This window comes from Xanthomonas cissicola, assembly GCF_008801575.1.
Classification (GTDB): domain Bacteria; phylum Pseudomonadota; class Gammaproteobacteria; order Xanthomonadales; family Xanthomonadaceae; genus Xanthomonas; species Xanthomonas cissicola.
In genome coordinates this window covers 1-20,145 of the sequence record NZ_VZPL01000039.1, presented here as the reverse complement: position 1 = coordinate 20,145, position 20,145 = coordinate 1, and the positions used below count along the sequence as shown (strand labels likewise).

The window sequence follows — 20,145 nt, the reverse complement described above, 5'->3', positions numbered from 1 at the left end:
AATATCGACACCTGTCACTCTTATGCGGAGGCACGCTGAATGTCCGACATGGCCATGATCCGGATCGGGATCCTGATCGCTGGACTGCTGCTGGTCGCGTCCATCTTCCTGTTTGGTCGCCCGAAGAAATCGCCGCAAGGGCGCCGGGTCGACAAGGACGAGGGCCAGCCGCGTGAACGGCGCGAACCGGTGATTTCCAGCGAGTTCGGTGCGGAGGGCGACGCTGCAGAACGCACAGAAGGCGTCGAGCAGAGCGAGCTCAATCTGGAAGGGCAGGATGCTTCCGGCGGCAACGAGGTCGGCAAGCGCCCGAACCAGGATTTCGACAAGATCGTGTCGTTGTTCGTGGCCGCCAAGGCGGGCCAGGTGCTGCGCGGCGAAGATGTGGTGGTGGCAGCCGAGAAGACCGGGCTGGTGTTCGGCCACATGAACGTGTTCCACCGCCTGGTGGAAGGCCATCCGGAACGCGGGCCGATCTTCAGCATGGCCAGCATCCTCAAGCCCGGCAGTTTCGACATGGCCAACATCCGCGAGATGCAGACACCGGCGATTGCGTTTTTCCTCACCTTGCCGGCGCCGATGACGGCGCTGGACGCCTGGGAAAAAATGCTGCCCACCGTGCAGCGCATGGCCGAACTGCTGGATGGCGTTGTATTGGACGACAGCCGCAATGCGTTGGGCCGCCAGCGTGTTGCGCACATCCGCGACGAACTACGCGCCTACGATCGCCAGCACCAGGCACCGCCGCTGACCAAGTCGCCGCGCTGGTGAGTTGACATGTTGAGCCTGCAGGGCGTGTTGGCGGTGGTGTTGCTGCTGGTGCTGTGGGCGATCTTGGCGATGCCGTTGTTGTGGATCTTTACCAGGATCGCCGCACGTCTGCGCAAAAGGCCGCGACATTCGCCCTGGGTGATCGTGGGCTTTGCTGCCGCGATCACGTTGCTGGTCGCGACTGTGCCAACGCCTTTCGTCAGCGTGTTCGTGCCGCACGCCATCGCGCTGCTAGACCGCCGTTATTACCTGCATATCCTGCAAGGGCCGCCGATGCTGCACGAGCTGCTACTGTGGAACGCCGGCTCGATGGCGCTGACCTTCGCCATCAGCTATTTCTGGATCCGGCGCACGCTGCGCGCTCCGGAGCCTGAGGCGTTCGATCAGTAGACGTCCAGAGCCCCTATCCCCACGGGAGAGGGGTTGGGGTGAGGGTACGGGCGAAGCACTCGTGCAGTTGAACAACCTCAGGCTTCGCCCGCACCCTCATCCGCCCCTACGGGGCACTTTCTCCCCCCATAAAGGAGGCAACGTCCCAAGGGGAAAAGGGTTAGCGCTTGGCCTTCCCGAACGCCTCACGGAACCGCAGCATTTCCGCCTCGGTCCCCACGCTGACGCGCACCCGCTTGGGCCAGATCGGCCAGCTGCGGCCGACGATGACGCCCTGCTTCTGCATCGAATCAGCGAACACGCTCGCATCGCGTTTGACGTCCAGCAGGAAGCAGTTGGCCTGCGAGGGCAGGCAGGTGTAGCCCTTGCCCTTGAGCCAGGCAATAGTTTCGTCGCGCACGCGGGCGTTGTCGGCGCGGCGGGTCTGCACCAGCAGCGGGTCGCGCAGGCTGGCGATGCCGGCGGCCATTGCCGGAACCGACAACGAGTTGCTGCCGAAGGCGGCAAGCTTGGTCTGCAGGCCGGGCGGGGCCAGGGCGGCACCCAGGCGCAGGCCGGCCATGCCGTAGAGCTTGGAGAAGCTACGCAGCACGATCAGATCCTGGCGCTGACGCACCAGATCGGCCACCGAGGGCTCGTTGCTGTAGTGGATGTACGCCTCGTCGACCACCAGCACGGCGCTGGCCGGCTTATTGGCCAGCAACCATTCGATGTCGGCGCGTGGGGTGATGGCGCCAGTGGCGTTGCCGGGGTTGCACAGATACAGCATGCCGGCAGTCGGGTCGGCCTTGGCCATCGCCTTGACGTCGTGCGCGCCATCGGCACGCAGCGGCACCTTGCGTACGGCCACGCCGCGGGCGGTGGCGCTTTCGATCAGCGGGTCGAAGCTCGGGTCGGCGACCACCAGCCCCGCGCGCGCGGACGTCAACAAGCTGCCGGCCCGGTTCAGCGCGTCACGCGAGCCGGGGAACAGCGATAGATGATCGTTGGGCAACTGCAGCTCGCCGGTCATCAGGTTGCGCAGATCCTGCTCCATCTCGAGCAGGTAGCGGCCCGAGCGTGCCAGCGAACGTGTGGCAGCTTCAATCGCTGCCGGGGCGGGCCCGAGCGGATGCTCGTTGAGGTTGAGGTAGACCGTGCCGGCCGCCGCGGCCACGCCCGGCGTTGCCGGGGCCGCGGCGCGCTTGCGGGCCGCCTGGGCTGCGGGTGCCAGCCCCAGTGCGGAAACCGCCACGCCGGTGGTAGCGAGGCTGAGAAACGAACGGCGCGAGACGGGCAACGACACGGGCGAACTCCATAGGCGGCGGGCAAAGAGGGCGCCACGCTAGCCGGTTTGTGTCTGTCTGCCTATCGGGGAATTGCCATAAAACTGGTTGGACGCGTGCGTGCAGGCGTTGGACGGCAAAGACAGGTGGCTGGGTGCGATGGCCGGCTCCTGCCGGGCTCGCTGTCGGCCCGAATGCCGATGGGCGCTGACGCACCTGTTGCGCATCGACGCAAACGACTTCATCCATCGCTCAGTCATCGCGAACGGCGCCCGCGCCGCTGACCTTGGCATCGGTATGGCCCGTTAGAATGGGCGGCCCAGAGCCAGCCCTGCGATCGTATGACTGCCAGCCCGGATCCCGCTCAGCGCATCGATGCCCTGCGCCGTCGAATCGAAGACGCCAACTACCGGTATCACGTACTCGACGAGCCGCAGATGGCCGATGCCGATTACGACAAGCTGATGCGCGAGCTTGAGGCCTTGGAGCGCGCGCACCCGGAATTGGCCAGCGCCGATTCGCCAACCCAGCGCGTCGGCCATCTGGCCGCCTCGCGGTTTGCCGAAGTGCGGCATGCCATGCCGATGCTGTCGTTGGGCAATGCCTTCAGCGATGAGGAAGTGACCGAGTTCGTGCGGCGCATCAGCGAGCGGCTGGAGGTCAGACAACCGCTGTTTTCGGCCGAACCCAAACTCGATGGCCTGGCGATCAGCCTGCGCTACGAAAATGGCGAGTTCGTGCAGGGCGCCACGCGCGGCGATGGCGCCACCGGCGAGGATGTCAGCGCCAACCTGCGCACCGTCAAAGCGATTCCGTTGCGTCTGCGCGGCGAGGGTTGGCCGCGGGTGCTGGAAGTGCGCGGCGAGGTCTACATGCCGCGCGCCGCGTTCGAAGCCTACAACGCGCAGATGCGTGCACAGGGCGGCAAGGTACTGGCCAACCCGCGCAATGGCGCGGCCGGCTCGCTGCGGCAGCTGGATGCGCGCATTACCGCGCAGCGCCCGCTGAGTTTCTTTGCCTACGGTGTTGGCGAAGTGAGCGAAGGCGCATTGCCGCAGACCCATTCGGCGATCCTGGCGCAGTTGCGTGCGTGGGGCTTTCCGGTCAGTGCGCTGGTCGAGGTGGTGCAGGGCAGCGATGGTCTGCTGGCGTATTACCAGCGCATCGGTGAGGCGCGCGATGGCCTGGCCTTCGATATCGATGGCGTGGTGTACAAGCTCGACGATCTGGCCGGGCAACGCGAAATGGGCTTCGTCTCGCGCGCGCCGCGTTGGGCGATCGCGCACAAGTTCCCCGCACAGGAGCAGTCCACCACGGTGGAGGCGATCGAGATCCAGATCGGCCGCACCGGTGCGGCCACGCCGGTGGCGCGCCTGAAGCCGGTGCATGTGGCCGGGGTGATCGTCACCAATGCCACGCTGCACAACGCCGACCAGATCGCGCGGCTGGATGTGCGCGTGGGCGACACGGTGATCGTGCGCCGCGCCGGTGATGTCATCCCTGAAGTGGCCGCGGTGGTGGCCGACCAGCGCCCGCCCGGCACCCAGGCCTGGCAGATGCCTACGCAGTGCCCGGTGTGCGGTTCGGAGATCGTGCGCGAAGAAGGCCAGGCGGTCTGGCGCTGTTCCGGCGAGTTGACCTGCCCGGCGCAGCGCAAGGAGGCGTTTCGGCATTTCGTCTCGCGGCGCGCGATGGATGTGGACGGCCTGGGCGAAAAATTCATCGAAGTGCTGGTCGACAGTGGCCTGGTGAAAGGCGTGGCCGACCTGTATCTGCTGAACGTGGACCAGCTGCTGCAATTGCGCCTGATCAGCACGGCCGACAGCCCGCACGCGTTCTTGCGCGAGGCGCGCGAGCATCTTGCCAGCGGTGCATATGCGCAGCTGGAAGCCAGTGTGGTCGGGATCGGCGTGGACCTGGCCGGGGAGCGCGACGTGCCGCAGACCTGGCAGGCCGATCTGCTCCGCGCAGGCTTACCGAGCTTCGACTGGAACCGCAAGAAGATCGCCACCAAGTGGGCGGAGAATCTGATCGAGGCGATCGAAACATCGCGCAACACCACGCTGGAGCGTTTCCTGTTTGCGCTGGGTATCGAGCATGTGGGCGAAAGCACGGCCAAGGCGTTGTCGGCCTGGTTCGGCGATCTGGAATTGCTCCGGCATCTGCCGTGGCCGCTGTTCAAGCGCGTGCCGGATATCGGCGGCGAAGTGGCGCGCTCGCTGGGGCACTTCTTCGACCAAGCCGGGAATCAGCAGGCCATCGATGACCTGCTGCAGCGTGGCGTGCGCATTGGCGACACGCATCCGCCTTCGCCCAAGCTGCGCGAGGCGCTGAGCTTTGCCGCCGTGCTGGAAGACATGGACATTCCCAAGGTGACGCCGGTGCGCGCGCAGCAGCTTGCCGCTGCGGTGGAGTCGTTCGCTGCGTTGCGCACGGCAGGTGCCGATGCCTTGCAACAGGCCGGCGTTCCGGCGCCCGTGGTGGCCGCGTTGCTGCAATGGCTGGATCGCCCCGAAAACGCCGCGCTCGCGAATGCGGCGCAGCAGTCGATGGAAACCGTGCTGGCGCGTCTGCCGGAAGCCGATGCACTGCAGACCGGCCCGCTCGATGGCCAGACCGTGGTCATCACCGGGACGCTGGCTGCGCTGACGCGCGATGCGGCCAAGCAGCGGCTGGAAGCGCTGGGCGCCAAGGTCGCCGGTAGCGTCTCCAAGAAGACCGCGTTTCTGGTGGCCGGCGAAGAAGCCGGTTCCAAGCTCGACAAGGCGCAATCGCTGGGCGTGGAGATCTGGGACGAAGCGCGTTTGCTGGCCTTCCTGGGCGACCACGGCCAACAGCCATGAACACGGCGCAGGTCGATCTGGCCGCGCTGCAGTTGCGGGCGCGGCTCAACGCCGCGATCCGCGACTTTTTCGCCGAACGCGGCGTGCTAGAGGTGGAAACGCCGGTGCTTTCGGAGGCCGGCAATACAGAACCGAATATCGAAAGTTTCAGTACCCGCTTCACCGGCCATGTCGATGCCGGCGCGCCGCTGCGCTGGTTGCGCACCTCGCCGGAATATCCGCTCAAACGCCTGCTTGCCGCCGGCGTGGGCGATTGCTACGAACTGGGGCGGGTGTTTCGCAATGGCGAAGCCGGTGGCCGTCACAACCCCGAGTTCAGCATGCTCGAATGGTATCGGGTGGGTTGGAACGATCGCAGTCTGGCGCAGGAGACCATCGAACTGGTGCGTCGCGCGCTAGTGCTGGTCGGGCGCCAGGCGAGGGTGCAGGTGCTGACGTATCGCGCGCTCTTCGTGCAGACGTTGGGCATCGACCCATTGTGCGATCCGATCGAAACGCTACACGCCGCCTTGCATGACGTGGCGATCGATCCTGTGGGTCTGACCCGCGACGATTGGCTGGACCTGCTGATGACCCATCGCATCCAGCCGGGCTTTGCCAGCGATACCCTGACGGTGGTGCACGATTGGCCGGCCAGTCAATGTGCGTTGGCGCGGATCCGCCACGACGACCCGCCGGTGGCCGAGCGCTTCGAGCTGTATCTGGGCAGTTTCGAGGTGGCCAATGGCTATCACGAATTGAACGATGCGCAGGAGCAGCGTGCGCGCTTCGTGCGCGACAATGCCGTGCGTGCAGCACGTGGATTGCCGCAACTGCCACTGGACGAACGCCTGCTGGCGGTGTTGTCGCAGTTGCCCGACTGCGCCGGTGTGGCGGTGGGCGTGGATCGCCTGTTGATGGCCTTGCGCGGCACTACGCAGATTGCCGACGTGCTGGCGTTCGACTTCGCCCGCGCCTGAGTCATCTGGCTGTCATCGGCGCCGTATTGCTATCTTCACATCGATGATGCTCTCATCTTCGCGTCCACGGGGGCGCGACGAAGATCGTTCGGGGTGAGGATTATCGGCATGAAGTGGCTGGTCAGCTTATGCGGTTTGTGGTGCTTGCCGCTGCTGCTGCTCGCCGATGCGCGCGCGTCCGACCGCGCAGCCGGCGTGGTGCGCTGCGAGTCCAAGGACCTGGCGCGCGTGCATTGCGCGATGGAGACCGCCCAGGGCGTGCAACTGGTGCGCCAGCTCTCCGAAACCAGCTGCATCCGCGGTAGCGAATGGGATGTCGAACGCGATGGCGTGTGGGTCGAACAAGGCTGCCGCGCGGAATTCGCAGCGACCCGTGCGCAGACCGCAACCGTGATGCGCCGCGTGGTCCGCTGCGATTCCAATGGCGGCACGGTGGCGTGCCCGGTGGTGCTGCGTGGCGCGCCGGTGCGTCTGCTGCGGCAACGCTCGATGTGGCCGTGCAAGGAAGGGCGCACCTGGGGCGTTCGCCGCAACGAAATCTGGGTCTCGCGTGGATGCGATGGCGAATTCGAGGTGGGTGCAGAAGATGGCTCCGGCTTCGTCGCGGTGCCGCGCATGGTCACCTGCGAATCGAAGAAAAGTGCGCGGCGCACCTGTGGCGTGTCGGTGGAACGCGCGGTGCGCCTTGGCCGGCAGATGTCCAAAACGCCATGCGTGGAGGGCCAGACCTGGGGCTGGAGCCGCGACGGGGTGTGGGTGAACGACGGCTGCCGCGCCGAGTTCATCGTCGACTAAGAGCAGGTGACACTAGGTCGCGCGCAGTCGTCGGGTGGAAAGACGACGCGCAATAGCCGCAGTGTACGAGTGGTACCTGCCTTCCGAGCAGCGGCCGCGCCCGCCTTCCGGCTGCACAGTGGTTTGGTCGGCCGCGCGGTCGTGCAGCGGCGCAGGCGCTGCGTGCGCCTTACAATGGACGCATGAACGACAGCGCCCATATCGATTACGCCCGCTACGACCACATCCGGCCACTGCTGTGGACCGGCGATGCCCTTGAATTGCTCGACCAACGCAAACTGCCCTTCGAGGTGGCGCATGTGCGGTGCGACAGCAGCGACGCGGTGGCCGAGGCGATCCATTCGCTGGCCGTGCGCGGTGCGCCGGCGATCGGCATTGCGGCCGGGTGGGGCGTGGTACTGGCCGCGCGCGACATCGCTGCCGACGACGGCAGCGCTGCGCTGCAGAAGCTCGAGCCGGCGCTGCTGCGGCTCAACGCGGCGCGTCCGACCGCCGTCAACCTGGCCTGGGCGCTGATGCGCATGCGCCGGGTGCTGGGCGCGGCGGGCGCCGATTGGCGCGAGGTGATCGCGCGCGAGGCGCAGGCCATCGCCGATGAAGACCTGGCCGCCAACCGCCACATGGGCGCGCTTGGCGCCGCACTGATCGCACCGGGTAGCGGCGTGCTGACCCATTGCAACACCGGCTCGCTGGCCACCGCTGGCTTTGGCACCGCACTGGGCGTGATCCGCGCCGGCATGGCGCACCAGCGCATTGCCAAGGTGTTCGCCGGAGAAACCCGGCCGTGGCTGCAGGGCGCGCGCCTGACCGTGTGGGAGCTGCAGCAGGACGGTATCGACGCCACCCTGATCGCCGACTCGGCGGCCTCGCATCTGATGAAATCCGGGCTGGTGCAGTGGGTGATCGTCGGCGCCGATCGCATCTGCGCCAATGGCGATACCGCCAACAAGATCGGCACCTACCAGCTGGCCATCGCCGCCCGCCACCATGGCGTGAAGTTCATGGTGGTGGCGCCGTCGTCCACGGTGGATATGGCAACGGCCAGCGGGGACCAGATCGAGATCGAGCAACGCGATCCCGGCGAGTTGTTCGGCGTGGGCGGGGTCAGGACGGTGGCCGATGGCATCCATGCCTGGAACCCGGTCTTCGACGTCACTCCGGGCGATCTGATCGACGCGATCGTCACCGAACGCGGCGTGATCGCGCAGCCGGACCTGGCGCGGATGCAGGCCGCCTTCGGCAGCTGAGCCCGGGGCCGGCAGCCCGGCTTCCAACGCCGCCCAAACTCCCTGCAAGTGCTTGTTTCTGGCTGGTAAAGCGGAGGCGTCGGGATGCCCTGCCGTGGTACAATCCGGCGCTTGAATCGATCGGCGGGAGCGTGGGGTCGGCAGCCTGATGCAAGGGCGCTCCCGACGCGGCTTTCCGGCTCGCCCGCCACCTCACTTACGGAACCCGAATGGCAGAAACCGCCAAGGAAATCATCCAGGTCAACCTGGAAGACGAGATGCGCAAGAGCTATCTCGATTACGCCATGAGCGTGATCGTGGGCCGTGCACTCCCCGATGCCCGTGATGGCCTCAAGCCTGTGCACCGGCGCGTGCTGTACGCGATGCACGAGCTGGGCGCACACAGCAACAAGGCCTACTTCAAGTCGGCGCGTATCGTCGGCGACGTCATCGGTAAATACCATCCTCACGGCGACCAGTCGGTGTACGACACGCTGGTGCGCATGGCGCAGCCGTTCTCGCTGCGTTACATGATGGTCGACGGTCAGGGTAACTTCGGTTCGGTCGACGGCGACTCCGCCGCGGCGATGCGTTACACCGAGTCGCGCATGTCGCGGCTGGCGCATGAGTTGATGGCCGACATCGACAAGGAAACCGTCGACTTCCAGCCCAACTACGACGAGAAGGAACAGGAGCCGACGGTCATGCCGACCCGGTTCCCGAGCCTGCTGGTCAATGGCTCGGCCGGTATCGCGGTGGGCATGGCCACCAATATCCCGCCGCATAACCTGACCGAAGCGATCAATGCCTGCATCGCGCTGATCGACACGCCCGAGCTGGATGTCGAAGGCCTGATGGAATACATCCCCGGCCCGGATTTCCCCACCGCCGGCATCATCAACGGTACCGCCGGCATCGCGGCCGGCTACCGCACCGGCCGTGGCCGTGTGCGCATCCGCGCCAAGGCCGATGTGGAAGTGGCCGACAACGGTCGCGAGGCGATCGTCGTGACCGAGATCCCGTACCAGGTCAACAAGGCGCGGCTGATCGAGAAGATCGCCGAGCTGGTCAAGGAAAAGAAGCTCGAAGGCATCAGCGAGCTGCGCGATGAGTCCGACAAGGACGGCATGCGCATCTACATCGAAGTCAAGCGCGGCGAATCTGCCGAGGTTGTGCTCAACAACCTGTATCAGCAGACCCAGATGGAGGCGGTGTTCGGCATCAACATGGTGGCGCTGATCGATGGCCGCCCGCAGTTGATGAACCTCAAGCAGATGCTGGAGGCGTTCATCCGCCACCGCCGCGAGGTGGTCACCCGCCGCACCATTTTCGAACTGCGCAAGGCGCGTGCGCGTGCGCACGTGCTGGAAGGCCTGACCGTTGCGTTGGCCAACATCGATGAAATGATCGAGTTGATCAAGACCTCGGCCAACCCGCAGGAAGCGCGCGAGCGCATGCTGGCCAAGACCTGGCAACCGGGCCTGGTGGGTGCGCTGCTGGGCGCGGCCGGCGCAGAAGCCTCCAAGCCGGAAGATCTGCCGCCGGGCGTGGGCCTGATCCAGGGCTTCTACCAGCTCAGCGAAGTGCAGGCTTCGCAGATCCTGGAAATGCGTCTGCATCGTCTGACCGGCCTGGAACAGGAAAAGCTGACCGACGAGTACAAGCAATTGCTCGGCGTCATCGAAGGCCTGATCCGCATCCTGGAAAACCCGGATGTGCTGCTGCAGGTGATCCGCGACGAGTTGATCAATATCCGCGAAGAATACGGCGATGAACGCCGCACCGAGATCCGTCACAGCGAAGAAGATCTGGACATTCTGGATCTGATCGCGCCGGAAGACGTGGTGGTGACGCTGTCGCATGCCGGGTATGCCAAGCGCCAGCCGGTGAGCGCGTATCGCGCGCAGCGCCGTGGTGGCCGTGGCCGCTCTGCCGCAGCGACCAAGGAAGAAGATTTCATCGACCAGCTGTGGCTGGTCAACACGCACGATACGCTGCTGACCTTCACCAGCAGCGGCAAGGTGTTCTGGCTGCCGGTGCATCAGTTGCCGGAAGCCGGCTCCAATGCGCGTGGCAGGCCGATCATCAACTGGATTCCGCTGGAATCGGGCGAGCGCGTGCAGGCCGTGCTGCCGGTGCGCGAATACGCCGACAACCGCTACGTGTTCTTCGCCACGCGCAACGGCACGGTCAAGAAGACGCCGTTGAGCGAATTCGCCTTCCGATTGGCGCGCGGCAAGATCGCCATCAACCTGGACGAAGGCGATGCGCTGGTCGGTGTGGCCTTGACCGATGGCGACCGCGACGTGCTGCTGTTCGCTTCCAACGGCAAGACCGTGCGCTTTGGCGAATCCACCGTGCGTTCGATGGGCCGTACCGCCACCGGTGTGCGCGGTATCCGTCTGACCAAGGGCGAGGAAGTGGTCAGCCTGATCGTGGCCGAGCGTGCTGGCGGTGTCGAAGAAGAGATCGAAGGCGACGAGGTCGATGATGTGGTGGAAGCCACCGATGGCGGCGAGTCTGCCGTGATCGAGGTCGCCGACGACGGTAACGTGGCCTACATTTTGACGGCCACCGAGAACGGCTACGGCAAGCGCACCCCGCTGACCGAATACCCGCGCAAGGGGCGTGGCACCCAGGGCGTGATCGGGATCCAGACCACCGAGCGCAACGGCAAACTGGTGCGTGCGGTGCTGCTGGGCGCCACCGACGAAGTGCTGTTGATTTCCGATGGCGGCACGCTGGTGCGCACGCGTGGTTCGGAGATCTCGCGCGTCGGTCGTAACACGCAGGGCGTCACGTTGATCCGTTTGTCCAAGGGCGAAAAGTTGCAGGCGGTTGAACGCCTGGATGCATCGCTGGATGAAGTGGATGAGGGAGTGGACGAAGCAAGCGCAAGCGTGAGCGAAACGCCGCCGGCCGACGCGTGATTGCAGCGCTAACGCGACACAGTTGACCAACAACGCCGGTGAAAACCGGCGTTTTTTATTGCGCGAAGTTTTTTGGATCGCCACGCTTTATGGCGGGCGCTGACATCTGCAACGCAGTGTCTTCATGCGTTCGCCGCAAAGATCGCGACTCTTTCACTGACACGGGTCGAAGGTTGTTGGCGGTGCGGCGGCGTTGCGTCGCCGCCGAGTCGAAGAGGAACAACGGATGACGATTCTGGATCGTCCTTCCGGTCGCGGCCATTGGGCGCTGGCGACCTTGGGAGGCGTGATTGCACTACTGGGCGCGGTGCTGCTTGCCGGTGGCGTGTGGCTGGCTGCGTTGGGCGGCTCCTGGTATTACGCACCGGCCGGTGCGGCGATGCTCGTTGCCGGCGTGCTGCTGTTTCGTGGCCGCAATGCGGGCGCCTGGTGGTTTGCCGGCGTGGTGGCGGTTTCGTTGCTGTGGACGTGGTGGGAATCAGGCAGCGATTACTGGCGCTGGGTGCCGCGTCTGGGCCTGATTGTCGGCCTGGCATTGGTGCTCGCCTTGCTATTGCCGAAATTGCAGCGCCCCGTGTCGCGCACGGTATCGCGCAGCCTGGCCGGTGCGCTGGCGGTGGTATTTGTGGTGGCGTTCGCATTGGCGTTCATGCCGCATGGCGTGACTGAAGCCGATGGCGCGCTGGCGCATGCGGCAGGCGTGCTCGGTGGCCTGGTCACCCCCGACACATCCGCCCCGGTTGCGGCGTCCGGCGCGCAGCCAGCGAATGCACCTGCCGACGGCGATTGGGCCGCGTACGGACGCAGCCAGGCCGGCCAACGCTATTCGCCGCTGCAGCAGATCAATCGCGACAATGTGGCGCAGCTGCAGCAAGCCTGGCTTTTCCACACCGGCGATTTGCCGAACAAGCGCTGGGGTGCGGAAACCACGCCGCTGAAGGTGGGCGACAGCCTGTATCTGTGCACTGCGCGCAACCAGGTGATAGCGCTGGATGCCGCCAGCGGCAAGCAGCGCTGGCGCTACGATCCCAAGGTCAAGGACGAGGCGATCCCGTACACGGCGGCATGCCGTGGCGTCTCGTATTACGAAGTACCGGCGGCTGCCAACGTTGCGGATGCTGGAGCAACGGCAGCGCTATGCCGCACGCGCGTGATCGAAGGCACGCTCGACGGGCGCTTGATTGCGCTGGACGCACGCAGCGGCACGCCGTGCCCGGATTTCGGCAGCAACGGTCAGGTGGATATCACCGTCGGTATGGGCGAGACGCCGCCTGGCTATGTGTCGATCAATTCGCCGCCGGCCATCGTGCGCGGCGTGGTGGTCACCGGGCATCAGGTGCTCGACGGGCAGAAGCGTTACGAGCCCTCCGGTGTGATCGAAGGTTTCGATGCGGTGACCGGCAAGTTGCGCTGGGCCTGGGACATGACGCATCCGGAATGGAACGGCGCACCGCCGCCAGGCCAGAGCTGGACGCGCGGCACGCCCAATATGTGGACCACCGCCGCAGCCGATGAGCAGTTGGGCTACGTGTATCTGCTGATGGGCAATTCCACCGCCGATTACTGGAGCAGCTCGCGCACGCCGCAGGAGAACCGTTATGCGACCTCGCTGGTGGCGCTGGATGTCACCACCGGCAAGCCGGTGTGGAATTTCCAGACCACGCACATCGATGCCTGGGATTACGACCTGGCCTCGCAGCCGAGCCTGATCGACTTCCCCAAGGACGGCGTCAACGTGCCGGCGGTGCTGTTGCCGAGCAAGCAGGGCGAGCTGTACGTGCTGGATCGGCGTACCGGCAAGCCGCTGGTGGGCGTGGAAGAGCGTACGGTGCCAGGCGGTGGCGTGGAGCCGCAGGTGCGTGCCAAGACGCAGCCGTTCTCGCTGTATCACACGCTGCGCAAGCCGGACCTGAGCGAGCGCGACATGTGGGGCATGACTCCGATCGACCAGCTGGTTTGCCGGATCCAGTTTCGCAAGGCCAGTTACAAGGGCATTTACACGCCGCCGGAAGCGGACCGGCATTCGATCGAGTACCCCGGTTATAACGGCGGTTCGGATTGGGGCAGCGTGGCGGTGGATCCGCACCGCGGTGTGATCGTGGCCAACTACAACGACATGCCCAACTACAACCTGCTGGTGCCGCGCGCCAAGGCCGACAAGCTGGGCTGGGCACCGCGCGATGAAGTGCGTGGCGATGCCGGCGGCGCGGAAGGCGCAGGCGACCCGCAGACCGGCACGCCGTATGCAATCAACGTCAATGCCGGCTGGCGTCTGCCGTTCACCAAGTTGCTGTGCAAGGAACCGCCGTACGGCGGCATCCGCGCCATCGATCTGGCCAGTGGCAAGACCCTGTGGGACCGCCCCTTCGGCAGTGCGCGCGGCAATGGCCCGTTCGGCATCCGTTCCGGCCTCCCGATCGAAATCGGTATACCGAACAATGGTGGCGCGGTGGTGACGGCAAGCGGTTTGATCTTCATTGCCGCCGCCACCGACGACCTGATCCGCGCGATCGATCTGGCCACCGGCAAGGAGCTGTGGCATGCCAAGTTGCCGGCCGGCGGCCAGGCCAACCCGATGGTGTACGAATACGGTGGCCGCGAGTATCTGGTCATCATGGCCGGCGGGCACCACTTCATGGAGACACCGGCAGGCGATGCGTTGATCGCCTACGCGTTACCGCAGAAAGCGCAGTGATTTCGGAGACGAGCGAGATCGGCTGCTAAAGCGGGCACGCAAACGCCTGCGTAGGCGCCATGCCACGTGGCCCGTGTCTGGAATCGGAGTGTGCCAATGCAGACAGACATTTTGATTTTGGGCGCGAGTCCTCCGCCGACAGCTAACGATGGATCGCATCATTCGTCAGGGGCTCAGGAACGTTGAAGCATGAAAAAGCGCACCGCAAGCGGTGCGCTTTTTCGCTGAAGAAAATCGCGGGGTAAGCGCTCGGCTACCTCGGCAAGACAACGCTGATGCGCCCAGCGCTGGCCCACATGACGCATCGGGCCGCACGCTTTCCCGATTCCCGATTCCCGATTCCCGATTCCCGATTCCCGATTCCCGATTCCCGATTCCCGATTCCCGAATCCCGAATCCCGAATCCCGAATCCCGAATCCCGAATCATCCGACGTTCGCCGCCACCTCATCGTCCTGCACCGCATCGCGCACATCCTGTGCCAGCGTCGCCTTGACGATGATCGAGCGGATCGCATCGGTGGCCTCGGACAGCGGCACATCGTTGCTCAGGCGCTGGAAGGTGTCGCGGCTGTTGTAGCCGGAGCCATCCTTCAGGTAATGCTCGTACATCGACAACAGATCCTGGCAGGCCGTGATCAGTGCAGCGACATTGCCACGCACCAGTGCGTGACCGATCTGATCGAAACTGTGCAGGCAATCGGCAAGCCAGTGCAGGTCGTAGCGCGCGGTGGTCGGCTCGGGGGCGTTGTGGCCGCGGCTGTAGGCGCTGTAGCGACGCAGGCTACGTGCCACGCGCGCCACATGCGCGAACAGCGTGCCGATCTCGCTGGCGATATCCAGCCGCTGCACCAACACCATGGGAATCACCTGGCCGGCAGCGGCCGCCTGCTGCTCGGAGGCGTTCTGCTCATGCTGTTCCAGCGATTGCTTGAGCACGGCATAGCTACGCTGCAGCGATTCCAGTTCCAGCGTGGTGGCCGCCGCACGCGCCTTCAGTTGCGACAGCGCCGCCTGATAGCGGCCAAGGCTGTCCTGCGTGCTGGCAAGCTCGCCGGATTCGGCACGCAGCTGGCGGCCACGTACGAACGCCAGCCCGGTAGCGATCAGCGCCCAGAGTGCGAATGCAGGCACCAGGTAGATCAGGATGCCCATGGGGATTCCTCGAAACGTTGCATATCTTGTCGGCCTGCAACGCGCAGACTTGAGGCTGATCCTTGGCGCATGCCCTGATTCGGGACGTCGTGCTCAGGCACGGCAACGACATGTTGCCGGCGCACAGGATTCGAGGTGGCGAATGGCACCCCGAAGAGGCCCGACAGCACGCCACTGCGGGGTAAGGGAATGCACGAAGAGGGGGCTGCGCGCGGGAGCGGCCCGGACGCTGCAGCGGTGCCCCCAAGCGCGCTGTTCGGCTGGGTCAGCGCAGAATGCCCGGCAAATCCAGCCCTTTTGCCTTCGCGCAATCGGTTGCAATGGTGTAACCGGCATCGGCGTGGCGCATCACGCCGGTGGCCGGGTCGTTCCAGAGCACGCGTTCCAGGCGCTTGTCGGCGGCCTCGCTGCCGTCGCAGACGATCACCATGCCGGCATGTTGCGAGAAGCCCATGCCGACGCCGCCGCCGTGGTGCAGCGATACCCAGGTGGCGCCGCTGGCGGTGTTGAGCAGGGCGTTGAGCAGCGGCCAGTCGGAGACCGCGTCCGAGCCGTCGGCCATCGCTTCGGTTTCGCGATTGGGCGAGGCCACGCTGCCCGAATCCAGATGGTCGCGGCCGATCACCACCGGTGCCTTCAGCTCGCCGCTGCGCACCATTGCGTTGAAGGCCAGGCCCAGCCGGTGGCGGTCGCCCAGGCCGACCCAGCAAATGCGCGCGGGCAGGCCCTGGAAGGCGATCTTTTCGGCCGCCATGTCGAGCCAGCGATGCAGATGCGCATCGTCGGGAATGAGTTCCTTGACCTTGGCGTCGGTCTTGGCGATGTCGTCCGGGTCGCCGCTGAGCGCGACCCAGCGGAACGGGCCAATACCGCGACAAAACAGCGGGCGGATGTAGGCAGGCACGAAGCCGGGGAAATCGAACGCGTTGTCGACGCCGGCCTCCAGCGCCATCTGGCGCAGGTTGTTGCCGTAATCCACGGTAGGCACGCCCAGTGCGTGGAAGGTGAGCATGGCGCGGATGTGGTTGGCCATCGAATCGCGCGCCGCCGCTTCCACTTCTTTGGGCGCGCTCACGCGCTTTGCGTCCCACTCTTCCACGCTCCAGCCCTGCGGCAGGTAGCCGTTGACCGGGTCGTGTGCAGAGGTCTGGTCGGTCAACAGATCCGGCTTGATCCCGCGCAGCAGCAGTTCGTCCAGCACGTCAGCGACATTGCCGAGCAGGCCGACCGACAGTGGCTTCCTCCCGGTGCACGACTCTTCGATCAGGCGCAGCGCTTCATCCAGCGAATCGGTCCAGGTATCGAGATACCCGGTGCGCAGGCGCATGTCGATGCTGGAGCGGCGGCACTCCACCGCCAGGCACGAGGCGCCAGCCATCACCGCCGCAAGCGGTTGCGCGCCGCCCATGCCGCCGAGACCGCCGGTGAACAGCCACTTGCCGGCCAGGTTGCCGTCATAGTGCTGGCGGCCCATTTCCACGAAGGTTTCGTAGGTGCCCTGCACGATGCCTTGCGCGCCGATGTAGATCCAGCTGCCGGCGGTCATCTGGCCGTACATGGCCAGGCCCTTTTGATCGAGTTCGTTGAAGTGGTCCCAGTTGGCCCAGCGCGGCACCAGGTTGGAATTGGCGATCAGCACGCGCGGCGCATCGGCATGGGTGCGGAACACGCCCACCGGTTTGCCGGACTGCACCAGCAAGGTGTGGTCCTCGTCCAGACGCGTGAGCGCAGCAACGATCGCGTCGAAGGATTCCCAGTCGCGCGCGGCGCGGCCGATACCGCCGTAGACCACTAGTTCCTGCGGTCGCTCGGCCACGTCCGGGTCCAGGTTGTTCATCAACATGCGCAGCGGCGCTTCGGTGAGCCAGCTCTTGGCGGTGAGCGTGGTGCCGGTGGCGGCGCGGATGACGCGGGTTGCATCGTGACGGGTCATGCCGGGTTCCTTGCAATCAGCGGTTGGCCGCAGGCGGCGCGGTGTCGGAAGAGGGCGCGTTGGCGAAGTGCAGGCAGGCCTGCAGCACGTGGCGCAGTACCGCGCGCAGCGCGACGGCGTGTACCGGCTGCCACGGCGTTGGCCAGTTGTCGGGAGTGAGGCTGTCGGGTTCGCGCATGTAGCCGCGGCAGGCCAGTTCCATCTGCAAGGTGTGCACGCCGTGCTCGGGCTGCGCGTAGTGGCGGGTGATCCAGCCGCCCTTGAAACGGCCGTTGCGCACCGTGCTGGAGCCGCTGCTGCGGCACAGGCTCTCCACCGCATCGACCAGGCGTCGGTCGCAACTGCGGTCCTCGTTGCTGCCGATGTTGAATTGCGGCAATTCGCCATCGAACAGATGCGGGATGAACGAGCGGATCGAATGCGCGTCGTAGACCACGATCTTCGCGTGCCGCGCGCGCAGGCGCGCGATTTCTCCGGCAAGCGCGGCATGGTACGGGTCGAACCAGCGCGTGCGACGCAACGCGATCTGCGCCTGATCCGGTGCCGCACCATCTGCATACAGCGGCTGATTGTCGAAGGTGGTGAGCGGGCACAGACCGGTGGTGTTCTGGCCCGGATACAGCGAAGCCCCGCTCGGGTCGCGATTGACGTCGATGACCGAGCGCGAGATGGCAGTCCGCAGCGTGGTGGCGCCCAGCGACTGTGCGAAGTCGTAAAGCTGGTGTACCCACCAATCGGTATCGCGGCGCGCCAGCCACGGCGACACGAACTGGTCGGCCACGTCCTCCGGTAAATCGGTGCCGGTATGCGGAAAACTGATGATCAACGGCGCGTCGCCGCGGTGCAGTTCCAGCCAGTCGGGCAGGGCGTTCATCGCTGCGCTCCATGTACGCGTGCTGCGAGCGTGCGGCATACGTTGCGCAGCTGTGCGTTGCGGATGCGTCGCGTGCACGGCGCGGCGTCATCGCAAGTGCGTGTGCTTGGGGAGACAGCGAAAGACCGCAGTTGCGACCGCGACGATGCAGGTATCGATTCGCTGCATAAGCGCTGCCCACTCATACGTCCTGCTCCACACCCGGCAACGGGATCGCCACTGTCTGCGCCAGCGCGCCCGAGCGCACCAACGCCGTGGCAGCCAGCATATCCGGATGGAAATAGCGGTCGTCCTGCAACGTGGGCACCTGTGCGCGCAACAGGGCACGTGCTGCTTCCAGCGCAGTGCTGGAGCGCAGTGGCGCATGGAAGTCGCAGCCTTGCACGGCAGCCAGCAGCTCGATGCCGATCACGTGCGCGGCGTTCTCGGCCATCGCCAGCAACCGGCGCGCACCGTGCGCAGCCATCGAGACGTGATCTTCCTGATTGGCCGAGGTCGGGATCGAATCGACACTGGCCGGATACGCGCGCTGTTTGTTTTCCGACACCAGCGCGGCGGCCGTCACCTGCGGAATCATGAAGCCGGAGTTCAAGCCCGGGCGCGGTGTGAGAAAGGCGGGCAGGCCGGACAGCGCCGGGTCGACCAGCATCGCGGTGCGGCGTTCGCTGATCGAGCCGATTTCGCAGACCGCCATCGCCAGCATGTCCGCGGCAAAGGCGACCGGCTCGGCGTGGAAGTTGCCGCCAGACAGCGCTTCGCCGGTATCGCTGAAGACCAGCGGGTTATCGGACACGCCATTGGCTTCGATCTCCAGGGTGCGCGCGGCCTGACGCATCACATCCAGCGCCGCACCCATCACCTGCGGCTGGCAGCGCAGGCAGTACGGGTCCTGCACGCGCACATCGCCAAGCCGATGCGATTCGCGGATGGCCGAATCGGCCATCAGGGCGCGCAGCGCTGCGGCAGTGGCGATCTGTCCAGGCTGCCCGCGCAGCGCATGGATGCGCGCATCGAAGGGCGTATCCGAGCCCTTGGCCGCTTCCACCGACAACGCACCGGTGACCAGCGCGGCCTGCAGGACGGTTTCGATCTCGAACAGACCGGCCAGGGCGCAGGCGGTGGAAAACTGGGTGCCGTTGAGCAGGGCCAACCCTTCCTTTGCGCCCAGCACGCGCGGCTGCAGCTGCGCATGTGCAAGCGCGTCGGCAGCAGGCAGACGCTGCGCGCCGACGAAGGCCTCGCCAACGCCGATCATCGCCGCAGCCAGATGCGACAGCGGTGCCAGATCGCCGGAAGCGCCCACCGAGCCCTGGCACGGCACCACCGGCGTGATGCCGGCGCGCAGCATCGCGTCCAGCAGTGCCAGCGTGTCCGGCTGCATGCCGGACGCGCCCTGGGCCAGGCTGGTGAGCTTGAGTGCCATCATCAGCCGTACCACCGGCACCGGCGTGGGCTCGCCCACGCCTGCCGCATGCGAGAGCACGATATTGCGCTGCAGGGCCTGGAGATCCTCGCGCTCGATACGCACGCTGGCCAGCTTGCCGAAGCCGGTGTTGACGCCATACACCGGCTCGCCACGCGCCACGATGGCCTCCACCGTTTGCGCGCTGCGCAGCACCGCAGCAGCACATGCATCGTCCAACGCGACTTCGGCACCGCGATACAGCGCACGCCATTGCGCCAGCGTGACCTGGCCGGGTTGCAAGACAATAGAAACACTCATGACGACTCCGGATTCAGCACGGATGCCCGCGCCACACGCGGGCATGAAGAGGATTGAAGCCCATGCGATAGACCAGATCGGCCGGCGCATCGATGTTCCAGATCGCCAGGTCGCAGTCCATGCCGGCGCGCAGCTGGCCCAGGCGCTCGCTGCGCCCAAGCGCACGTGCAGCCTCGCGGGTGAACCCGGCGATGCATTCGTTCACGGTCATGCGGAACAACGTCGCCGCCATGTTCATCGCCAGCAGCGGGCTGGTCAGTGGCGAGGTGCCCGGGTTGCAGTCGGTGGCCAGCGCCAGCGGCACGCCGGCCGTGCGCAGCGCGGCGATCGGTGGCAGCTGGGTATCGCGGGTGAAGTAGGGCCTGTTAACACTAATGGCCCGAGCGATTAAACTATTGGGCATGGAGATCACGCCAGCACAATTTTCTCTGATCGAACACTGCCTGCCGGCGCAGCGCGGCAATGTCAGCATGACCAACCTGCAAGTGGTCAACGCCATCCTTTACGTTGCCGAGCATGGCTGCAAATGGCGCGGCCTACCCAAGCGCTTTGGCAACTGGCATACGGTCTACACACGCATGAACCGTT

General features: G+C 65.7%; 14 protein-coding genes and 1 pseudogene. 9 read left to right on the top strand and 6 right to left on the bottom strand.

The annotated features are described in order from the left end of the window. The first annotated feature begins 39 nt into the window (after positions 1-39). Together zipA and F7R02_RS15840 are read left to right on the top strand one after the other, a co-directional pair. The gene (gene zipA, locus F7R02_RS15845; RefSeq protein ID WP_078585981.1) at positions 40-771 is read left to right on the top strand and encodes a cell division protein ZipA; all 732 of its coding nucleotides are present in this window, start codon (positions 40-42) and stop codon (positions 769-771) included. A 6-nt stretch (positions 772-777) separates the two neighbouring features. After that, positions 778-1,161 (top strand): hypothetical protein, encoded by a 384-nt coding sequence (locus F7R02_RS15840; RefSeq protein ID WP_078589790.1) that lies wholly within the window; start codon positions 778-780, stop codon positions 1,159-1,161. Between the two features lie 160 nt (positions 1,162-1,321). Here F7R02_RS15840 and F7R02_RS15835 read toward each other — a convergent pair whose 3' ends face one another. Further along, on the bottom strand, positions 1,322-2,446 hold the full coding sequence (locus F7R02_RS15835) for a pyridoxal phosphate-dependent aminotransferase (protein WP_078589791.1): 1,125 nt from the start codon (positions 2,444-2,446) through the stop codon (positions 1,322-1,324). Positions 2,447-2,767: 321 nt separating this feature from the next. Here F7R02_RS15835 and ligA point away from each other — a divergent pair, with 321 nt between their 5' ends. The 6 genes from ligA (at position 2,768) to F7R02_RS15800 (ending at position 13,874) form a co-directional block, all read left to right on the top strand. Then, positions 2,768-5,269: an NAD-dependent DNA ligase LigA gene (ligA, locus tag F7R02_RS15830; protein ID WP_078589792.1), complete on the top strand. Its 2,502-nt coding sequence runs from the start codon at positions 2,768-2,770 to the stop codon at positions 5,267-5,269. Beyond that, positions 5,266-6,228 carry an EF-P lysine aminoacylase EpmA gene (epmA, locus tag F7R02_RS15825; RefSeq protein WP_078589793.1) on the top strand — a complete coding sequence of 321 codons (963 nt, stop codon included), beginning with the start codon at positions 5,266-5,268 and terminating at the stop codon, positions 6,226-6,228. The genes ligA and epmA overlap by 4 nt, the downstream gene beginning before the upstream one ends. A 108-nt stretch (positions 6,229-6,336) precedes the next feature. Then, entirely contained in the window at positions 6,337-7,023 is a 687-nt protein-coding gene (locus F7R02_RS15820; RefSeq protein ID WP_005914882.1) for a DUF3011 domain-containing protein, read from the top strand. Positions 7,024-7,205: 182 nt separating this feature from the next. Then, positions 7,206-8,270, top strand: a complete 1,065-nt coding sequence (mtnA, locus tag F7R02_RS15810; protein ID WP_003485843.1) for an S-methyl-5-thioribose-1-phosphate isomerase — start codon at positions 7,206-7,208, stop codon at positions 8,268-8,270. Between the two features lie 209 nt (positions 8,271-8,479). After that, on the top strand, positions 8,480-11,179 hold the full coding sequence (gene gyrA / locus F7R02_RS15805) for a DNA gyrase subunit A (RefSeq protein ID WP_078589794.1): 2,700 nt from the start codon (positions 8,480-8,482) through the stop codon (positions 11,177-11,179). Positions 11,180-11,405: 226 nt separating this feature from the next. Next, complete coding sequence (locus F7R02_RS15800; protein WP_078589795.1) at positions 11,406-13,874, top strand: membrane-bound PQQ-dependent dehydrogenase, glucose/quinate/shikimate family; 2,469 nt, start codon at positions 11,406-11,408, stop codon at positions 13,872-13,874. A gap of 424 nt (positions 13,875-14,298) precedes the next feature. Here the strand turns inward: F7R02_RS15800 and F7R02_RS15790 are convergent, their stop codons facing one another. The 5 genes and pseudogenes from F7R02_RS15790 to F7R02_RS15770 form a co-directional block, all read right to left on the bottom strand. Beyond that, positions 14,299-15,027: a hypothetical protein gene (locus F7R02_RS15790; protein WP_005914878.1), complete on the bottom strand. Its 729-nt coding sequence runs from the start codon at positions 15,025-15,027 to the stop codon at positions 14,299-14,301. Between the two features lie 265 nt (positions 15,028-15,292). Further along, entirely contained in the window at positions 15,293-16,960 is a 1,668-nt protein-coding gene (hutU, locus tag F7R02_RS15785; protein WP_078589797.1) for a urocanate hydratase, read from the bottom strand. A gap of 16 nt (positions 16,961-16,976) precedes the next feature. Next, positions 16,977-17,834 (bottom strand): N-formylglutamate deformylase, encoded by an 858-nt coding sequence (hutG, locus tag F7R02_RS15780; RefSeq protein WP_005914875.1) that lies wholly within the window; start codon positions 17,832-17,834, stop codon positions 16,977-16,979. 181 nt (positions 17,835-18,015) lie between these two features. Continuing rightward, the gene (gene hutH, locus F7R02_RS15775; RefSeq protein ID WP_078589798.1) at positions 18,016-19,557 is read right to left on the bottom strand and encodes a histidine ammonia-lyase; all 1,542 of its coding nucleotides are present in this window, start codon (positions 19,555-19,557) and stop codon (positions 18,016-18,018) included. A 13-nt stretch (positions 19,558-19,570) separates the two neighbouring features. Next, positions 19,571-19,918, bottom strand: a pseudogene (locus tag F7R02_RS15770) (amidohydrolase family protein); the annotation flags it as partial. Positions 19,919-19,958: 40 nt separating this feature from the next. On the opposite strand from F7R02_RS15770, the gene F7R02_RS15765 reads away from it, so the two are divergent. Next, positions 19,959-20,145, top strand: a 187-nt coding sequence (locus tag F7R02_RS15765; RefSeq protein WP_151210039.1) for a transposase, incomplete at its 3' end; no start/stop codon positions are given.

Excerpts from the sequence above, each read along its gene's own strand:
- zipA (WP_078585981.1), top strand. The coding sequence starts at position 40 with ATGTCCGACATGGCCATGATCCGGATCGGGATCCTGATCGCTGGACTG.
- F7R02_RS15840 (WP_078589790.1), top strand. The coding sequence starts at position 778 with ATGTTGAGCCTGCAGGGCGTGTTGGCGGTGGTGTTGCTGCTGGTGCTG.
- ligA (WP_078589792.1), top strand. The coding sequence starts at position 2,768 with ATGACTGCCAGCCCGGATCCCGCTCAGCGCATCGATGCCCTGCGCCGT.
- epmA (WP_078589793.1), top strand. The coding sequence starts at position 5,266 with ATGAACACGGCGCAGGTCGATCTGGCCGCGCTGCAGTTGCGGGCGCGG.
- F7R02_RS15820 (WP_005914882.1), top strand. The coding sequence starts at position 6,337 with ATGAAGTGGCTGGTCAGCTTATGCGGTTTGTGGTGCTTGCCGCTGCTG.
- mtnA (WP_003485843.1), top strand. The coding sequence starts at position 7,206 with ATGAACGACAGCGCCCATATCGATTACGCCCGCTACGACCACATCCGG.
- gyrA (WP_078589794.1), top strand. The coding sequence starts at position 8,480 with ATGGCAGAAACCGCCAAGGAAATCATCCAGGTCAACCTGGAAGACGAG.
- F7R02_RS15800 (WP_078589795.1), top strand. The coding sequence starts at position 11,406 with ATGACGATTCTGGATCGTCCTTCCGGTCGCGGCCATTGGGCGCTGGCG.
- F7R02_RS15790 (WP_005914878.1), bottom strand. The coding sequence starts at position 15,027 with ATGGGCATCCTGATCTACCTGGTGCCTGCATTCGCACTCTGGGCGCTG.
- hutU (WP_078589797.1), bottom strand. The coding sequence starts at position 16,960 with ATGACCCGTCACGATGCAACCCGCGTCATCCGCGCCGCCACCGGCACC.
- hutG (WP_005914875.1), bottom strand. The coding sequence starts at position 17,834 with ATGAACGCCCTGCCCGACTGGCTGGAACTGCACCGCGGCGACGCGCCG.
- hutH (WP_078589798.1), bottom strand. The coding sequence starts at position 19,557 with ATGAGTGTTTCTATTGTCTTGCAACCCGGCCAGGTCACGCTGGCGCAA.